General features: G+C 70.9%; 15 protein-coding genes. 9 read left to right on the top strand and 6 right to left on the bottom strand.

Features of this window, described 5'->3' with window-relative positions:
• Window positions 1-44: 44 nt before the first annotated feature.
• The 4 genes from PKE85_RS10030 to PKE85_RS10015 form a co-directional block, all read right to left on the bottom strand.
• The gene (locus PKE85_RS10030) at window positions 45-1,352 is read right to left on the bottom strand and encodes a methyl-accepting chemotaxis protein (RefSeq protein ID WP_271204605.1); all 1,308 of its coding nucleotides are present in this window, start codon (window positions 1,350-1,352) and stop codon (window positions 45-47) included.
• 154 nt (window positions 1,353-1,506) lie between these two features.
• A complete protein-coding gene (locus PKE85_RS10025) occupies window positions 1,507-2,418 on the bottom strand; it encodes a LutC/YkgG family protein (RefSeq protein ID WP_309299074.1) in 912 nt (303 codons plus the stop codon).
• A gap of 2 nt (window positions 2,419-2,420) precedes the next feature.
• Window positions 2,421-3,851, bottom strand: a complete 1,431-nt coding sequence (locus tag PKE85_RS10020; RefSeq protein ID WP_271204604.1) for a LutB/LldF family L-lactate oxidation iron-sulfur protein — start codon at window positions 3,849-3,851, stop codon at window positions 2,421-2,423.
• The gene (locus PKE85_RS10015; protein WP_271204603.1) at window positions 3,848-4,627 is read right to left on the bottom strand and encodes a (Fe-S)-binding protein; all 780 of its coding nucleotides are present in this window, start codon (window positions 4,625-4,627) and stop codon (window positions 3,848-3,850) included. The genes PKE85_RS10020 and PKE85_RS10015 overlap by 4 nt, the downstream gene beginning before the upstream one ends.
• Window positions 4,628-4,840: 213 nt before the next feature.
• On the opposite strand from PKE85_RS10015, the gene PKE85_RS10010 reads away from it, so the two are divergent.
• The 6 genes from PKE85_RS10010 (at window position 4,841) to PKE85_RS09985 (ending at window position 13,087) form a co-directional block, all read left to right on the top strand.
• Complete coding sequence (locus tag PKE85_RS10010) at window positions 4,841-6,286, top strand: FAD-linked oxidase C-terminal domain-containing protein (protein ID WP_271204602.1); 1,446 nt, start codon at window positions 4,841-4,843, stop codon at window positions 6,284-6,286.
• A complete protein-coding gene (locus tag PKE85_RS10005; protein ID WP_271204601.1) occupies window positions 6,283-7,476 on the top strand; it encodes an FAD-binding protein in 1,194 nt (397 codons plus the stop codon). Before PKE85_RS10010 ends, PKE85_RS10005 begins: the two co-directional genes overlap by 4 nt.
• Window positions 7,460-8,065, top strand: coding sequence for a DUF2585 domain-containing protein (locus PKE85_RS10000; protein ID WP_271204600.1), 606 nt, complete (start codon window positions 7,460-7,462; stop codon window positions 8,063-8,065). Before PKE85_RS10005 ends, PKE85_RS10000 begins: the two co-directional genes overlap by 17 nt.
• 27 nt (window positions 8,066-8,092) lie before the next feature.
• On the top strand, window positions 8,093-9,430 hold the full coding sequence (gene glcF, locus PKE85_RS09995) for a glycolate oxidase subunit GlcF (protein ID WP_271204599.1): 1,338 nt from the start codon (window positions 8,093-8,095) through the stop codon (window positions 9,428-9,430).
• 248 nt (window positions 9,431-9,678) lie between these two features.
• Complete coding sequence (locus tag PKE85_RS09990) at window positions 9,679-10,587, top strand: sulfite exporter TauE/SafE family protein (RefSeq protein ID WP_271204598.1); 909 nt, start codon at window positions 9,679-9,681, stop codon at window positions 10,585-10,587.
• A 25-nt stretch (window positions 10,588-10,612) separates the two neighbouring features.
• Window positions 10,613-13,087 (top strand): P-type ATPase actuator domain-containing protein, encoded by a 2,475-nt coding sequence (locus PKE85_RS09985; protein ID WP_271204597.1) that lies wholly within the window; start codon window positions 10,613-10,615, stop codon window positions 13,085-13,087.
• A gap of 34 nt (window positions 13,088-13,121) precedes the next feature.
• On the opposite strand, the gene PKE85_RS09980 is transcribed toward PKE85_RS09985, so the two are convergent.
• Window positions 13,122-13,445 (bottom strand): hypothetical protein, encoded by a 324-nt coding sequence (locus PKE85_RS09980; protein WP_271204596.1) that lies wholly within the window; start codon window positions 13,443-13,445, stop codon window positions 13,122-13,124.
• Between the two features lies 1 nt (window position 13,446).
• Window positions 13,447-14,361 carry an exopolysaccharide biosynthesis protein gene (locus PKE85_RS09975; protein ID WP_271204595.1) on the bottom strand — a complete coding sequence of 305 codons (915 nt, stop codon included), beginning with the start codon at window positions 14,359-14,361 and terminating at the stop codon, window positions 13,447-13,449.
• A gap of 428 nt (window positions 14,362-14,789) precedes the next feature.
• Here PKE85_RS09975 and PKE85_RS09970 point away from each other — a divergent pair, with 428 nt between their 5' ends.
• The 3 genes from PKE85_RS09970 (at window position 14,790) to PKE85_RS09960 (ending at window position 18,194) form a co-directional block, all read left to right on the top strand.
• Window positions 14,790-15,197, top strand: coding sequence for a hypothetical protein (locus tag PKE85_RS09970; RefSeq protein ID WP_271204594.1), 408 nt, complete (start codon window positions 14,790-14,792; stop codon window positions 15,195-15,197).
• Window positions 15,198-15,259: 62 nt separating this feature from the next.
• Window positions 15,260-15,586: a hypothetical protein gene (locus PKE85_RS09965; protein WP_271204593.1), complete on the top strand. Its 327-nt coding sequence runs from the start codon at window positions 15,260-15,262 to the stop codon at window positions 15,584-15,586.
• 4 nt (window positions 15,587-15,590) lie between these two features.
• Window positions 15,591-18,194: a heavy metal translocating P-type ATPase gene (locus PKE85_RS09960; RefSeq protein WP_271204592.1), complete on the top strand. Its 2,604-nt coding sequence runs from the start codon at window positions 15,591-15,593 to the stop codon at window positions 18,192-18,194.
• The last annotated feature ends 64 nt before the right edge of the window (window positions 18,195-18,258 follow it).

Genomic DNA, 18,258 nt, shown 5'->3' with positions numbered 1-18,258 from the left:
ACCGTGCGGGCCGCACCCGTCTTTCGCGTGACCCGCGGCGATCCTCAGCCGATGGAGCGGGACGCCTCCTGAACCTGCCGGGTGGCGGCGTCGATCGCGCCGGCGGCGGCGGCGATCGCGCTCAGGCTGCGGGTGACGCTTTCGGAGGAGCCGGCGGCCCGGCTCATGCTGGCGGACATGTGGCGCGTCACCACCGACTGCTCCTCCACCGCGGCGGCGATGCCGCCGGAGGCCTGATGGATGCGGTCGATGAGCGCGACCACCTCGTCGATCGCCCCCACGACGCTGGAGGTTGAGGCCTGCACCGTGGTCACGTTGCCCGAGATCACGTCGGTGGCGCCGGCGGTCTGGGCGGCGAGCGTCTTGACCTCGCTCGCCACCACCGCGAAGCCGCGCCCCGCCTCGCCGGCGCGGGCGGCCTCGATGGTGGCGTTCAGCGCCAGAAGGTTGGTCTGCGAGGCGATGTCGCGGATGACGTTGGTGATGGAGCCGATCTCCGCCACCGAGGCCTCGAGGCTGCGCACGCGGCTGGACGCGGCGGCCACCACCTCCACCGCCTCCCGCGTGGTGGCGAGCGCCACGTCGAGCTGGCGGCTGATTTCATCGATCGAGACGGAAAGCTCGGCCGCGCCGTGCGCGACGCTCTGCGCGCCGGCGAAGGCGCCTTCGGCCGCGTCGGCGGCGCTCGCCGCCTCCCGGCTGGTCTGCCCGACCCGCTCGCCGATGCGGGCGAGCTCGCCGTCGATCTCGGTCCGCAGCCGCGCGCGGCGCTGGCTGTCGTCATGGGCGGCGGTGACGTCGATCGCGAACTTCACCACCCCGACGACGGCGCCCTGCTCGTCGACGATCGGGTTGTAGGTGGCCTGCAGCCAGACGTCGCCGCCGGACTTGGAACGGCGGCGGAACTCGCCGCTCTGGAACCGACCCTCGCGCAACTCCCGCCAGAAGGCGCGATACTCCGCGCTCTCCGCCTCGTCCGGCCAGACGAACAGGCTGTGACGCCGGCCGACGATCTCGTCCAGTTGATATCCGCTGGCCGCGAGAAAATTCTCGTTGGCCTCGACGATCTCGCCCTCGGGCGTGAACTGGATCACCGCCTGCGAACGGCGGATGGCCTCCACCTGCGCCGAGGCCAGAGCGGCGCTGCGGCGCGCCTCGCGAGCCTCCGCCAGCAGCGCCTCATAGCTGCGGCCGACGAGGTCGCCGCCTGTGGCGCCCAACAGATCGAAGAATTTCGTGTTGCCCGCCTGGATCACGCCCGCCGCGTCGCACGCGAACCAGGCCCCCGTACGGTCCAGATCCTTGAAACGGACGTGCGCGGGAGAAGCGGTGAAGGGCCAACCGAACGACATCGATCCAACTCATGCGGCGAGGGGGGCGCGCGGGCCGGTCGCGTCGCGACGCCCTTGAGATATCGATAACTGTGGTTTCCCAACCCGCCGTTAACGCGGCGCGCCACGGCGCCTCTTCATCTCCCGACCGGCTCGCCCAGCCGTGCGCCGTCCGTCACGGCTGCGTCTGGGACGGCGGGTCGCTCGCGGGGAAACTCTCGTCCAGCTCCTCGTCGAGCTTTTCGTCCTCCTCCTGCTTCTCCGACGGAGCGGAGGGCGGGGGCGGTTCCGGCGCGCGCTCTTCGTCGTCGCCGCCGGACGGCGCGACCGCGAGCGTCGAGCCGCCCACGGGCCCCGCGGGCGTGGAGCCCGCCGGGACGGCCGCGTCCCCGTCCGCTTTGGCCGCGGCGTGCTCCGGGTCGATCAGCACGATGTGCAGCCGCCGCGGGCCGTGAGCGCCCATGAGCAGGATCTGCTCGATGTCGGCGGAGCGGGACGGGCCGGTGATCCAGTTCGCCACGCGGGGCATCACGCCGGCGCCGTAGCGGGCGCGGAGCCGGGCCCACAGCTCCTCATAGGTCGCGCCCACGTCCGCGGCGTCGAGCACGACCACATGATTGTCCGGCAGGAAATTGAGCGACGTCGGGTTGTCGGGACCCGAAGCCAGCAGCAGCGTTCCGGTCTCCGCCACGCCGCCGAACGCGGCGCTGAGCCCGACCGGGTCGTCGCCATAGGTCCGCCCCTCCTTGAGGGTGAGCGCGGTGGTCGCCCACGGCAGGCGCGCGAGCCGGGGGTCGCCGCCGCGCCGGACCTCGGGCGCGAGGTTGTGGGCGCGGAGATAGGCGGCGACGGCGGCGGGCGCGTCCGCCTCATCGCGCACCACGTCGACGGTTGCGGCGGAGGCGAGCGCCATCTCCACGAACAGCGCGATCCGCTCCCGCGGGCCCCGCGCCGCCGCCCGCGCCGGGATGACGCCCAGCGGCGGCCGCGCCAGCCGGTCCTCGACCGCCTTCAGCCGGGGCCGCTCCGCGCCGGTCGCGCCGAGCGACCGGCGGACGGCGCCCAGCACCTGATCCCGCGCGCTCATGGTCATCGCTTCGCCCTTTCCGCCCGCCAGCGGGCCTGAAACGTGCCGCCTTCGGGCGCCGCCAGATCCCGCGTCGCCGTCCAGCCCTTCGCGAAGGGCAACGAACGGAACCGGCCCTTGTTCCGCCCGAGCAGCGCCAGCGCCGCCATGCCCGTGCGCGTCGCCAGCCGGTAGAGCCGCGGCCGCGTGGCGAAGAAGCCCCAGACCCCGAGGCCGTAACGCACCGGCGCGGGCGAGAGGTGGCGCTCGAACTCCCGCTCGCGCCAGTGCCGCATCAGCTTCGGCAGCGGAATCCGCACCGGGCACACGCTCTCGCAGCGCCCGCAGAAGGTGGAGGCGTTGGGCAGGTGGCCCGCCTTGTCCACCCCGATCAGCGACGGGGACAGCACCGAGCCCATGGGGCCGGGATAGACCCAGCCATACGCATGGCCGCCGACGGCGTGGTAGACGGGGCAGTGGTTCATGCAGGCGGCGCAGCGGATGCAGCGCAGCATGTCCCGGAACTCGCCGCCGAGCATGGCCGAGCGGCCGTTGTCCAGCAGCACCACATGGTATTCCTCAGGCCCGTCCGGATCCTCCGGCCGGCGCGGGCCGGTGGAGAAGGTGGTGTAGACCGACATCTCCTGCCCCGTGGCCGAGCGCGCCAGCACCCGCAGCATCTGCGCCGCGTCGTCCAGCGTCGGCACCAGCTTCTCGATCGAGGCCAGCACGATGTGGACCCTGGGCAGGGTCTGGCTGAGATCGCCGTTGCCCTCGTTGGTGACGATGATCGAGGTTCCGGTCTCCGCCACCAGGAAGTTCGCGCCGGTGATCCCGACGTCGGCGGCGAGGAAGCGGGCGCGCAGCATGGCGCGCGCCTCCGCCAGCAGCGCCTCCGGGGCCGAGAGGTCGCGGTCCTGCGGCAGATCGGCGTGGGCGGCGCGGAAGTTGGTCTCGATCTGGTCGCGGTTGAGATGGATCACCGGCGCCACGATGTGGCTCGGCCGCTCGTTCCGGAGCTGGATGATGTACTCGCCGAGATCGGTCTCGACGGGCGTGACGCCGATCGCCTCCAGATGGGCGTTGAGGTCGATCTCCTCGGAGACCATGGTCTTGCCCTTGACCACGGTGCGGGCGCCGACCCGCCGGCAGATGGCGGCGACGATCTCGCGCGCGTCCGCGGCGGTGGGCGCGAAATGCACCTGCCCGCCGGACTCCGTCACCTTGCGCTCGTAAGCCTCGAGATAGAGGTCGAGATGGGCCAGCGTGTGGTTCTTGATATCGCGCGCGGAATCCCTGAGCGCCTCGAACTCCGGCAGCTTGTCCGCCGCCTTGCGGCGCTTGAGGATGAAGCCGGTCTCCACGTTGCCCAGCGCCCGCTGCAGCGCCGGATCGTTGAGCGCCCTGTGGGCGTTGGCCTTGAAGGCGGGCGAGGTGGGCGCGTGGGCGGTCATGAGCGGCCCTCCGGCTCGCCGATGGCCGGGCCGTCGGCCATGCCCGCCAGCACCTCGGCCACATGCCGCACGCGCACGGTCTTCCCCTGCCGCTGCAGCTTGCCGGCCATGTTCATGAGGCAGCCCAGATCCCCCGCGAGCAGGGTGGCGGCGCCGGCGTCCGCGACGTTCGCGGCCTTCTTGGCCACGATGGCGTCGGAGATCTCGCCGTACTTCACCGCGAAGGTTCCGCCGAAGCCGCAGCAGACGTCGGAGTCCTTCATCTCGGTCAGCGTCAGGCCGTCGACGGTTTCCAGCAACTTGCGCGGCTGGTCGCGCACGCCGAGCTCGCGAAGGCCCGAGCAGCTGTCGTGATAGGTCACCGCGCCGTCGAACCGGGCCGCGACCTTCGTGACGCCGCGCACGTCGGTGAGGAAGGACACCAGCTCGTGGACCTTGTCGGCGAGACCCTGCGCCCGCCGTTCGAGGTCCGGCTCGCCGGCGAACAGCTCCGGCACATGGCGCTTCAGCATGCCGGCGCAGGAGCCGGAGGGCGCGACCACGTAATCCACGCCCTGGAAGGCGTCGAGAATCTCGAGCGCGATCGCCCGCGCCGTCGCCCGGTCACCGGAGTTGAAGGCCGGCTGGCCGCAGCAGGTCTGCTCCGGCACCACCACCTCGCAGCCGGCGTCCTCGATCAGCTTGGCCGCCGCGAACCCGACCGAGGGCCGGATCAGATCCACGAGGCAGGTGGCGAACAGACCGACGCGCGGCCGCGAGCCCTGCGAAGACACCACTTGATAACGACTCCAGCCGGGCCGACAAAGGGCAGCCGCATGAGATGGATGGCGGAGCTTGACCCCAAGCGCGGACGGGCGCAAGCCATGGGCGCCCCGCGGAAGGTCAGGGTTCCGGCCGCGGCCTGCGCGCCCTAGATGCCGCGTTTGGCCGAACGGCCCACGCGCGAACGACCGCCGGTCAAGGCGGCCCCGGGAGGAGCACGAGACCCGATGTCCGGCATCGCCATGCCCGCCCCCGATCCGAACATCCTCGTCCGGCGCGACGCCATCGTCGCGGGGCTGGAGGCGCTGGTTTCCGGCGAAGGCGTCATCTCCTCCGAGACCGAGCGCCGGGCGTTCGAGACCGACGCTCTCACCGCCTATCGCCGCCTGCCGCTGGCTGTGGTTCTGCCCGCCACCACCGAGGAGACCGCGGCGGTGATGCGCTACCTTTACGCGCAAGGGGTGCCGATGGTGCCCCGGGGCGCGGGCACCTCGCTCGCGGGCGGGGCGCTGCCGCAGGAGGACGCGGTGGTGATCGGCGTCTCCCGCATGTCGAAGGTGCTGGATGTGGACCTCGCCAACCGCACGGCGCGGGTGCAGACCGGCGTCACCAATCTGGGCGTCTCCGCCGCCATCGCCCATGAAGGCTTCTTCTACGCCCCGGATCCCTCGTCCCAGCTCGCCTGCACCATCGCCGGCAACGTGGCCATGAACTCCGGCGGCGCCCACTGCCTGAAATACGGCGTCACCACCAACAACCTGATGGGCGTGACCTTCGTCACGGTGGAGGGCGAGATCGTCGAGATCGGCGGCGACGCCATGGACGCGGCCGGGCTCGACCTGCTCGGCCTGATCTGCGGCTCCGAGGGCCAGTTCGGCATGGTGACCGAGGCGACGCTGCGCATCCTGCCAATGGCGGAGGGCGCGCGGCCGATCCTGTTCGGCTTCCCCTCGCCCGAAGCCGCGGGCGCCTGCGTCGCCGCGGTGCTCGGCGCCGGCGTGGTGCCGGTGGCGATCGAGTACATGGACCGGCTCGCCATCGACATCTGCGAGGACTTCGCCAGGGCCGGCTACCCCCGCGACGTGGGCGCCATGCTGATCGTGGAGGTGGAAGGCTCCCCCGCCGAGATCGACGAGCAGCTCGCCCGCATCGCCGCCATCGCCGAAGGCCACGGCATGACCCACATGCGCGAGGCCCGGACCCCGGCAGAGGCCGCCGCCATCTGGAAGGGCCGCAAGTCCGCCTTCGGCGCCATGGGCCGCGTCTCCGACTACATCTGCATGGACGGCACCATCCCAACGGGGCGCCTGCCCGAGGTGCTGACCCGGATCGAAGCCATCTGCGAGGAGCAGGGGCTGAAGGTCGCCAACATCTTCCACGCCGGCGACGGCAACCTGCATCCGCTGGTGCTCTACGACATGAACGATCCGGTCTCGCTGGCGAAGGCCGAGAGGGCCGGCGAGGACATCCTGCTCGCCTGCGTCGAGGTGGGCGGCTGCCTCACCGGCGAGCACGGCGTCGGAATCGAGAAACGCGAACTGATGACGGCCCAGTTCACACGCATCGAACTCGAACAGCAGATGCGGGTGAAGAGCGCCTTCGACCCCAGATGGCTGATGAACCCGGCCAAGGTGTTCCCGCTGGAGAACCGGCTGACGGAGGCCGCGGCGTGACCCTGGCGGCCGACGTCATAGCCCCGTTCGACGAGGCCGGGATCGAGGCTGTGATCCGCGAGCATGTGGAGACGCGGGCGCCGCTCGCGATCCGGGGCGCGGGCACGCGCGCGGGGCTGGGGCGGCCGGTCGAGGCCGCGCCGCTCTCCACCGCGCGGCTGACCGGGATCACGCTGTTCGAGCCGTCGGAGCTGGTGATCGCGGCCAAGGCCGGCACGCCGGTCGCGGAGGTGGAGGCGGAGCTCGCCCGCGCGGGGCAACGGCTCGCCTTCGAGCCGTTCGACCACCGGCCGCTCTACCGGACGACCGGAGAGCCCACCATCGGCGGGCTGGTGGCGACCAACGCCTCGGGCCCCCGCCGGGTGCAGACCGGCGCGGCGCGGGACGCGCTGATCGGCGTGCGCCTCGTCACCGGGCGCGGCGAAGCGATCCGCGCCGGCGGGCGGGTGATGAAGAACGTCACCGGCTACGACATCACCAAGCTCGCGGCCGGCTCCCACGGAACGCTCGGCGTCATCACCGAGGCCACCTTCAAGACGCTCCCCATCGCCGAAAGCGAGACCACGCTGGTGATCGAAGGGCTCGACGACGCCCATGGCGTGGCGGCGCTCTGCGCCGGCATGGGCTCGCCCTACGAGGTGTCGGGCGCGGCGCATCTGCCGGGCGAGGGCGGCGCGCCGGCGCGCACGCTGCTCAGGCTCGAGAACTTCGCCAACCAGCTGCGCTACCGCGCCGGCGAACTGGCGGACCGGCTGCGCAGCTTCGGTCCCGCCGAGCGGCTCGCACCCGACGACAGCCGCGCGCTGTGGCGCTCGGTGGCTCAGGCCGCGCCGTATCTCGGACCGGCCGACCGGGCGGTGTGGCGCGTCTCGGTGGCCCCCACCCGCGCGCCGGGGCTCGTGGCGCTGCTCCGCGATCTGGCGCTGGCGCATGTCTACGACTGGAGCGGCGGGCTGATCTGGATCGCGACCTCCCCTGAGGGCGACGCCGGCGCGGCGCGCCTGCGCGCCCTGACCCGCGAGCTGCGCGGCCACGCCACGCTGGTGCGGGCGCCGGACGCGGTCCGCGCCGCGGTCGGCGTGTTCGAGCCAGAAGCGCCGGCGCTGGCGAAGCTGAGCGAAAAGGTGCGCGCCGCCTTCGATCCCGCCGGCGTGCTCAACCCGGGAAAGATGCATGACCGCCGCGCCTGACGCCGCCCTGCCCCGCTCCTTCGCCAGCCCACGGCCCTGGCTCGTGGGCGCGGGCCTGATCGCGCTGTTCGCGGCGATCCTCTATCTGATGGGGCGGCCGCCGATCTGCCCCTGCGGGACCATCGAGCTGTGGCACGGCAACGCCAACGACAGCGGGACCTCCCAGCACGTCAGCGACTGGTACACGCCCTCCCACGTCATCCACGGCTTCATCTTCTACGGCGTGGCGGCGCTGATCTTTCGCGGGCTCAAGGTTCCGATGCCCTTCGCCTGGGCGCTGGTGGCGGCGATCGCGGTGGAGGGCGCGTGGGAGGTGATCGAGAACTCCCCGCTCGTGATCGAGCGCTACCGGGCCAACACCTCGTCGGACTCTTACGCCGGCGACAGCGTGCTGAACTCCGTGTCCGACATCCTGGCGATGGTTCTGGGCTTCCTGTTCGCCCGCAAGGCGCCCTGGCCGCTCACCGTGGCGCTGGCGCTCGGGATGGAGCTGACCACCCTGATCCTGATCCGCGACAACCTCACCCTCAACGTGCTGATGATCCTCTATCCGCTGGAGGCGGTGAAGGACTGGCAGACCGGCGGCTGACCGCCGGCCGCATTCTCCGAGAGAGCCATGCAGACCTCCTTCGCCCCCGAGCGTCTCGCCGCCGATCCGCAGCTCGCAACCAGCGAAAGCATCCTGCGCACCTGCGTGCATTGCGGCTTCTGCACCGCCACCTGCCCGACCTATGTGCTGCTGGGCGACGAGCTCGATTCCCCGCGCGGCCGCATCTACCTCATCAAGGACATGCTGGAGAACGACCGGCCGGCGACGGCGGAGGTGGCGCGCCATGTGGACCGCTGCCTGTCCTGCCTGTCCTGCATGACCACCTGCCCCTCGGGCGTGCATTACATGCACCTCGTCGACCACGCCCGCGCCCACATCGAGAAGAGCTATCGCCGCCCCTTCGCCGACCGGGCGCTGCGCGCGCTGCTGGCGAAGCTCCTGCCCTATCCCGGCCGGTTCAGGCTGGCGCTCGCCGGGGCCGCCCTCGCGCGCCCCTTCGCCGGCTGGCTGGCGAACATTCCCGCGCTGAAATCCCTCGCCGCCATGCTGGCGCTGGCGCCTGCGGCGGTTCCGGCGCGGTCGGCCAACGAGGGGCCGCGCGCCTTCCCGGCCCAGGGCGAGCGCATCGCCCGCGTGGCGCTGCTGCAGGGCTGCGCCCAGAAGGTGCTGGAGCCCGCCATCAACGACGCCGCCATCCGCCTGCTGACCCGCTTCGGCGTCGAGGTGGTCCATGTGGAGGGCGAAGGCTGCTGCGGCTCGCTCGTGCACCACATGGGCCGCGAGGAGGAAAGCCTCGCCAGCGCCCGCCGCAACGTGGACGCCTGGACGCGGGAGATCGCGGCCAACGGGCTCGACGCCATCGTGGTCACCACGTCGGGCTGCGGCACGACCATCAAGGACTACGGCTTCATGCTGCGCGAGGACGCGGCCTACGCGGCGAAGGCCGCGCGGGTGTCGGCGCTGGCGAAGGACATCTCCGAGGTGCTGGCGACGCTGCCGCTCGCGCCCGCGCGCCGCACCGGCCAGACCATCGCCTACCACGCCGCCTGCTCCATCCAGCACGGCCAGCAGATCAAGGAGGAGCCCAAAGCCGCGCTGAAGGCGCTGGGCTTCCGGGTGAAGGAGCCGGCGGAAGGGCACCTGTGCTGCGGCTCGGCCGGCACCTACAACATCCTGCAGCCGGAGATCGCGACCCGCCTGCGCGACCGCAAGGCCGCCAACATCGCCCGCACCCAGGCGCAGGCGGTGGTCGCGGGCAACATCGGCTGCCTGACCCAGCTTCGCGGCGCGAGCGATCTGCCTCACCTGCATCTGGCGGAGATCGCCGACTGGGCCACCGGCGGCCCCCTCCCCGCCGCGCTGGAACATCGCGGATTCGAGCGCATTCCGGAGGCGGCGGAGTAAGGCGCAGCCGCCGTCGGGCTCCCGGTGGACGCGGCTCGGTCTTGTTTCGCACGGAACGGCGCCGGAAATTACGAGCCCATCACGTAAAAATGTGGCATATTCCATAATTTATATAGAAAATATTTGACAACACGGTCACGCGCAGGACTATGGGAGGCGCTGGCTTGCGGATCGACGGTAGGCCAAAGTTTTCGCTTACGCGGCGCCTGCGGCCGTCGCGTTCCTCAACCCTGATGCGAGCGCCGTTCATGACCGCCCAGGATGCTTCCGTCTCCGCGCCCGAGGCGCTGTCCCGCCCCGTCCGCATCGCCGTGCTCGCCGGCCTGACGCTGGTCGTCGCAGCGATCGCCGTGGGGCTTTACCTTGCGCCGATCGACTGGGCGGCCGCCCCCGACGAGATCGCGACGGGCCTCGCGTCCCGCGGCTTCTGGACCGCGGTCGCGGTCGGCCTGTTCGCCCAGATCGTCGACGGCGCGCTTGGCATGGCCTACGGCGTGACCTCGACCACCTTCCTGCTGTCCACCGGCGTGCCGCCGGCCGCGGCCTCCGCTTCGGTGCACATCGCGGAAATCTTCACGACCGGCTTTTCGGGCCTGTCCCATTGGAAGCTCGGCAACGTGAACGTGCGGCTGTTCCGCCGCCTGCTGATCCCCGGCGTCGTCGGCGCCGTGACCGGGGCCTTCGTGGTCACGTCCATCGACGGCGACATCCTGAAGCCGTTCATCGCCGCCTACCTGCTGCTGATCGGCGTCTACATCATCATCAAGGCGTTCAAGACCATCCGCATCCGGACCGAGCCGCCGACCTACATCGCCCCGCTCGGCCTTGCCGGCGGCTTCGTAGACGCTGTAGGGGGCGGCGGCTGGGGCCCGGTGGTGACGACCTCGCTCGTGGGCGGCGGACAGGATCCGCGCACCACCATCGGCTCGGTCAACGCCGCGGAGTTCTTCCTGGCGATCACCAGCGGCTTCTCGTTCGCGCTGCTCGGCGGCTTCACGCACTGGACCACGATCGCGGGCCTTGTGTTCGGCGGCATTTTCGCGGCCCCGCTCGCGGCGCTGCTGGTCAAGAAGCTCCCCACGCGCGTGCTGATGATCACGGTCGGGGTGCTGATCACGACGTTGAGCCTGTTCAACCTCTACAAGGCGCTGGCGTAAGCCTGAGCGAAGGTCCGGACGCCGCATGAGCGATCGAGTGACGTTGCGCATCGCGCCGGGCGCCGGCGGCGTGTCGATCTGGAGCGAAGACCTGTTCGCGGAGCCGGGCGCGCCCCGGCTCCGCGACTTCATCGCCCGCGCCTTCTCGGTGGACGACGTCGCCGCCGTCGACATTCGCAGCGCCGAGGCCTTCGGGCGCATCCGCTACGCGCCGGCCGCGGCGCCCGAGAGCGTCTGGCGCCGGATTGCGCAGGCGCTCCGCCCATCCCAGCCGCGCGATCTGGAAAGCGCCGCCGCGTTCGAGCGGCAGTCGGACCCGCTCGACGCGTCCAACCTCTACCTCGACCATCCGGGCCGATGGCCGCTCCGCGTCAGCCGGATCGGCGGCGCTCTCTCCACATGGCGGCTGCGGCGGGAACGCGACGGCGCCCTGCGTCTTGCGCATCCGGCGCTCCGGAACCGGCGCGACCTGTCCCACCGGCTCGAGGAGCGGATCATCGCGATCCTTGGGGTCGACGACGTGCGGTCGCGCGCCTTTTCGTCGGACCTGCTGCTGCGCTTCGATCCCAAAACCCTGCCGCTCGAACGGCTCGTGCGCGAGCTCGAGCGGGCCTGGCCGGCGCTGATCGAGGGCGAGGACCAGCCCCCTTCGGTCAAGCGCCTCTATGCGGCCGGCTCGCTGCTGACGCTTGCGGCCGTGGCGCAGTTCGCGGTTCCGGCGCTCCGCCCGGTCGCGGTCGGCGCGGTCGTGGTCTACGCCGCGCCGAACGTCGCAAAGGCCGCCCGGCAGCTGCGCCACGGCCACATCGGCCTGCCGGCGCTCTATTCGTTCGGCCTCGGCCTGATGCTGCTGAGCGGCCTGCCGCTGACCGGCACGATCATGGCCGCGCTGATGCAGCTTTGGCCCTACCTCACCCACCGCACCATCGTGAACCGGCAGCGCCGGCTGTTCGCGGCCCACCGCAAGCGTCCCGTCTGGGCGCGGGCGCCCGGCGGCGACGGCGAGGTCGAGGTTCATGTGGACGACCTGAAGGCCGGCGACGAGATCGTGGTCCGGGCGGGCGAGACCGCGCCGGTCGACGGCGTCGCGGTTTCGGGCCTCGCCTTCGTGGCGGACGGCCTCGGCCGTCCCGCAAGCCCGCTCCACGACGTCGGGCCGGGCGACCCGATCTACGCCGGCGCGGTCGTGCGCGACGGCGAGCTGACCATCCGGGTCGAGCGCACGGGCGAGGCCACGGCGGCGGCTCACGTCGGCCGGATCCTGCCGCATGCGGCGTTCCGGAACCTGCCGTCGCTCTACGAGGCCGAGCGCGTCGCGAACCGGAATGCGCGGCCGGCGCTCGCGCTCGCGGCCCTCAACCTGATGACCGTGCGCGCGCCGCGCTTCTCGCAGGCCGTCATCCGCCCGGACTACGTCACGGCGCCGAGGCTCAGCGCCCAGCTTTCCGCGCTCTACGATCTGGCCGACGGGCTGCGCCAGGGCGTGCTGTTCCGCAAGCTCGCAGCCCTCGATGCGCTGTCGGACATCGACGTCGTGGTGCTCGACGACGGGGCCGGGCTCGAGCGGCGGACGCTCGAGGTCGACCAGGTCGCGCTGCTGTGGGGCTCGGCGGAGGATGCGATCGCCCATGTGGCGGCCGCGTTCGCGGCCGACGGGTCGGCGCGCGGGCGGGCGATCGCGCGCGTCGCGGCGCAAGGGGCCGCGACGGGGCGCCATGTCCATGGCCTGCGCCGCAGCGCGGGCGCGGTATGGTTCCGGGACGAGGCCGAACGCGAGATCCTGGTGGCGTCCACCGCCTATCTCGCCAGGCACGGCGTCTCCCTGCCGCCGAAACTTGAACGCCTCGCGACGGCGCAGGCCGCCGACGGGACGCCGCCCGCCATCCTGTTCCGCGACGGAGCGCCTTACGGCGTCGTGACGTTCCGCGGGAGCGGCGAGCCGGAAGCCCGCGCCGTGCTGACGGCGCTCAGGCGGCGGGATCCGAAGATCCGCTTCGTGCATGTGTCGAGCCGGCGGACCGCGGCCGCCCGCGCGGCCGCCGAAGCGGTCGGGATCGAGTTCGCGTTCGGCGGGCTCGACGCCCGGGGAAAGGTCGCGATCCTGCGCAGCCTCGGACGACGCGCCGTCTGGGTCGGCGACGGCGCCGCGCCGGACGCCGCCGAGGTCATGGCGGCGAGCGACGTCAGCGTTTCGGTCGCAGGGTTTGGAAACGCGCCGGACGACCTGGCCGACGTGGCGCTGCTGCGCGGCGAGCTCGCGGGCCTGACCACGCTCGGCGAGCTCGCGCAGGCCCATCGGGCGCGCCTCCGCGGCGACTACCGCACGGTCTATGCGGCCAATCTGCTTGGCGTCGCGGGCGCGTTCCTCGCCAATTTCGGCAGCCTGCAGGCGGGACTGCTGTCCAACCTCGGCTCCGGCGTGGTGTTCGCCCGGCACGTGAAGCGCCTGAACAGCCTGATCGCCGCGATCGAGGCGCAGCGGGAGCGGCTGGCGGGATAACGGAAAGGCCGGCGAAGATCGCCGGCCTTTCCGTTCAGGGTTGCGCCGAGATGAACTCGGACTCCCGCAGCACCGTCTCGACCAGCCGCTGGAGCTCGGCCTTCTTCTTGGCGGTGAAGCCGACCTTCGCCCAGGCCGGAGCCGTCACGTAGAGCTCGACCTTGTCGTCCAGAAACTCGACCTCGATGTCCGCCGGGTCGATCAGGATGTGGAGGATGTCGGCGTCCTCCTCCCAGCCGTATTCGAACGGCTTTGGCGACAGACCGGCGTTCTTCTCGATGTTGGCTTCGAGCGCCTCGCGGCGCTCATCGTTCAACGGCGCGTCGATGTCGAATTCGTAGATCTTCTGTCGCTTCATCTCAGGCCGTCAGCAAGGATTTGGATCGGAGCGCCCCGGGTCGGGCGGATTTGGAGGTGCGCACGTCGCGCCGCGCAGCCGGACGCGGACGCTCGCCCGCAGCGGCCGGACCGGCCGCCTTTTCCCTGGCCGCCTGCTCGCGCGCGCGGCGCTCGGAGGCGCGGCGTTCGGGGTCCCACCACAGCAGCATGTCCTGCCACTCGAAGCGCAGGATCGCGGCAAGCCGCGTCCAGCCTCGCGTCTCGCACATCCGGGCGAGCGCTTTCCCGCCGGCCTTCCGGGCGAGCTTGCGCAGCCACGTCACAACTTTCGATTTCAGCATCTTGGCGGTCAAGCCGGAGGTGACGATCAGCGCGAGCGAGATCAGTCCCGCCGTGACCCCCAGCAGGATCGCGAGGCCGTCCTGTTCGGCCAGACCGAGCGAAATCACCGAAACGGACGCGGCGTGAAGCGGATCGAACCCGATGACCGGGAACGCGATCGCGACCGCGAGAATGAACAGCAGCAGGCCGAGGACCCGACGCGCCAACGGGCATGTGGCCCAGCGCAGGCGGGGCTTGGACAGCTTTTCGGCCGCTTCGATGACCGGCGCCAGCGTATGGATCGCGACCGCGAGCGACCGGCGCGGCACCTTCCGGTTCAGCACGGCCTTGGGGAGACGGGTGGTCTTGCGCCCCGCGGCCATCTGGCCGGCCAGGAGGCCGGTCGAGACCCCGCTCATGGACGGCAGATCGGGAACCGCAATGATCGACGGCATGGAGAAGAAGACGAGCGAGGCTTCGGTCCGCTCGGCCCCGAGGGTGTCGAGGATCTGGCCCACGGTGAAGACTTCGACGTTCGGATGCGCGAGCAGGATGTTGCGCAGCAGATCCGAGGTGCGGGCCATGGCGTTTGGCCGAAGCGCGACATCGGTCATCCGGACGTCGTCTTTCGGCTGCCGAAGCCCCTGAGCCGCTGGTCTGACCATAGATCGACGCCTTGCATATCGACTGACCCGACGTGTCGTTTACGTCTGCGGCGCCACAGTTTTTTGACAGCGCGCGAACCTTGCGGTTTCAACCCGTCCCGGCGCGGCGCCATTCTTGCTGTGACAGATGGACGTGAACCCCCTCGGAGCGCCGTCATCCATTTGACAAGAACGGACGCGACCGTTACGCGTCACATACAGTCTATAGACTTGATTGAATATGCAGACAAGACAGCTTTCTCGCCTGATCGTCGATCCATCGGATAAGCGAGACGGGCGATCGCCAAAGGCGGGCTGAACTCCTTCAGACCGCCGCGCCTCCGAGATTTCAGACCGACCCTCCTCCACGACCTCCTCACGACGTAAAGGACCTGCCCATGGCCGCCGCCGCCGAAGCCCCCGACAGCAATCCCCTCTCCGTTCTCGGCGACGCGCTCGAAGCCGCGGCCCAGTCGATCGGCGACGCGCGCGCGGACGCCAGCGAGTCGGCGAAGGCCGCCGCCCAGAAGGTGAAGTCGGGCGTCTCGACCGGCGCCTATCACACGGCCTACGGGCTCTCCTTCGGCGTCGTGTTCGCCGCGGTGTTCCTCAAGGAGCTGCTGCCCGAGGACAACGCGCTGCGACGCGGATTCGAGGATGGCGCGGAAGCCGCGATCGACGCGGTCGCGAGCCGTCGCGTCGTCCGGGAGCCCGAGCCCGAGGAGCCCGAGGACGCCGAAGAGGCGCCGGCCCCCAAGCCCAAGGCCCGCAAGGTCGTGATCAAGCCCCGCAAGCCGGCGGCGTGATCGTCGCGCGCGGCGGGGCATGAGCCCCGCCGCGCCGTGCAGCCTTTCAGGAGCGGCCCACCATGACCGTCACGTCCGAACCCTCGAAACGGCCGCCTGCGCCGGGCGCCGCCAAACGGCGAACTCTGCCGCAGGGGCGGTCGCCCGCCTATGAGATCGACTTTCCCAAACGCCCCAGGGGCGCCTCGACCCTCAAGGCGCTGTTCGGCGCGCTGCGGGAGGCCTGGTCGCGCGGCGGCGACGCGGTCGGCGACGCCTATGCGTCGGGCGCGCGCGTCGTGCTCGACCGCAAGGAGGCGCTCGAGGACCTGAACGCGGAACGACGACATGGCTCCCGCGCGCAGGCCTCGACGCAGAACCGCACAGCTGAGCTCACATCCGGAAGCTGAATCCATGGCCATCGTCCAGGCTTCGCCGAAAAACCAATCCAGGCCGCGGGCGGCAAGCCCCGGAGCGCATCGTTCCGGCGCCGCCGCCCATGCGGGCGCCCGCGCGCCCCGCCAGCGCGGCGCGACGGCGCCGGCCGGGGCCGACCTCAAGGTGTCGTTCCCCTCGCCCACGCGTGTCCGCTTCACGAGCGCCAGACTGTTCGGCGACCCGCGCAGCGCCACGGCGCGCGACTTCTTCGAGCGCGCCTTCCAGGCCCAGACCGTGGCGCAGGTCGAGATCGACGGAAGGTCCGGCAGCGCCGAGCTCTTCCTGGACGCGCCGCTTGCGCGGGGCGAAGGCGTCGCCGCGCTCGCCGCGCTCCTCACCCGCCCGGTCGGGCGGACCGACGACGCCGACGCGCTCATCTTCCCGGACGATTTCGGACGCGGCTCGTCGCGGACGATCCGGCTCCAGCGCTACGACCGCCGCCTGTCGAGCTGGACCGTCCGGCACGCCCTGCCCGGCCGGGTGCGGCTCTACAATCCGGGCCTCGTGCGCCGCCGCGACGTCTGCCAGCTGGTCGAACGCGAGTTCATGAACACGTTCGGGATCGACCGTTACGCGACCAACGAGCTGACCGGCACGGTGCTGCTGCACTTCAATCCGAAGCAGCTGAAGCTCGCCCAGATCATCGCGCTGCTCGACGCGGTGACGGCGTCCGCCCCCGACGCGGAGCCCTCGCCGGTCGATCTCGACCTGCCGATCAACACCGCCTCCGTCGCGCTTGCGGTCGCGGCCCGCTTCTTCGTTCCGGCGCTTGCGCCGGTGAGCGCGGCGCTCTTCCTCTATTCGGTGATCCCGAGCTTCAAGAGCGCCTACGAGGTCGTGGTCAAGGAGAAGCGCGTCGGAGTCGACGTGCTGGACGCCATCGTGGTCACCGCGTGCCTTGCCACCAACCAGGTGCTGGCCGGAACGGTGCTGGGCTTCACGCTCTCGGTCTCGCGCCGCCTCGTGCAGAAGACCGAGGACGACTCCAAGAAGATGCTGCTCAACGTCTTCGGCAAGCAGCCGCGCTTCGTCTGGCTCGAGGTGAACGGCGCCGAAGTGGAGACGCCGCTCGAAAAGCTGAAGCTCGGCGACGTCATCGTCATCCACACGGGCGAGACCGTGCCGGTGGACGGCGAGGTCGTGGACGGCATGGCCATGGTCGATCAGCACACGCTGACCGGCGAGTCCGCGCCGGTGGAGAAGGTGAAGGGCGATCCGGTGCTCGCCTCCACCACGCTGATCGCCGGCAAGGTGCGCGTCGCGGTGACGAGCGCGGGCGACCAGACCACGTCGGCGAAGCTCACCCGCATCCTCAACGACACCGCGGGCTACAAGCTGAAGTCGCAGTCGCGCGGCGAGGAGCTCGCCGACAAGGCGGTGGTCCCGACGCTCGCGCTCGGCGGCCTCGGCTACGCCCTGACGGGCGTCAACGCCGCGACCGCGGTGGTCAACTGCGACCTCGGCACCGGCATCCGCATGGCGGCGCCGATCGCCATGCTCACCTCGCTGACGCTCTCGGCCGAGCTTGGCATCTTGGTGAAGGACGGCCGCGCGCTCGAGCAGCTGAAGAACGTCGACACCTTCCTGTTCGACAAGACCGGCACGCTGACGCGCGAGCGGCCGGAGGTCGGGCGCGTGCTCGTCTACGGGAATCATTCGGAGAACCAGATCCTCGCCTGGGCGGCCGCCGCCGAGAAGCGGTTCAGCCACCCGATCGCCAAGGCCATCGTCGAGAAGGCGCGCGAGCTGAAGCTCGATCCGCCGGCGATCGACGATTCCAAATACCATGTGGGCTACGGCATCACGGTCTCGGTCGACGGCCATACGGTGCGCGTCGGCAGCGCCCGTTTCATGGAGCACGAAGGCATCGAGCTTCCGCCGGCGCTGAAGCGCGAGATCGAGGCCGCGCATGAGGAGGGGCACTCCCTCGTCATGGTGGGGGTCGACGACAAGCTCGGCGGCGCGCTCGAACTCCATGCCGCCGAGCGGCCGGAGGCCCGGGCCGTGATCGAGGGCCTTCGCGCCCGCGGGGCCAAGCAGCTCGTCATCATCTCCGGCGACCACGAGCAGCCGACCAAGAAGCTCGCGGAGAAGCTCGGCATGGACCGCCACTTCGCGGAGGTGCTGCCCCAGGACAAGGCGGCCTATGTGGAGCTGCTGCAGAAGGAAGGCCGCACGGTCTGCTTCATCGGCGACGGCGTGAACGACTCGATCGCGCTCAAGACCGCCAACGTCTCGATCTCGCTGCGCGGCGCGTCCTCGATCGCCACCGACACCGCGCAGGTGGTGCTGATGGAGGACAATCTGACCAAGCTCCTGCAGCTTCGCGACGTCTCGCAGGAGCTGTCGCGCAACATCAGCCGCAGCTGGGGCGTGATCCTGATCCCGAACATCATCTGCATCGCGGGCGCGCTGTTCGGAGGCTTCGGGGTGATGCACTCCATGATCTTCAACCAGATCGGCGGCATGCTCGCGGTCGGCAACGGGCTGCTGCCGCTGCGCAAGGCCGCGGCGATCCGGCAGGAAAAGGACAGGCTGCAGGCCCAGAGGCTTCTGCCGCCGCCTGTCGCCGCAGGGTAGAACGCACGGTCCTCCCGACTGTCCTGCCCGCGCCTTTCGCGCGGGCAGGACAGGTTTCAGAACC

The organism is Methylopila jiangsuensis (genome assembly GCF_027922305.1).
Classification (GTDB): Bacteria; Pseudomonadota; Alphaproteobacteria; order Rhizobiales; family Methylopilaceae; genus Methylopila; species Methylopila jiangsuensis.
This window is presented reverse-complemented; position numbering and strand designations above follow the sequence as displayed.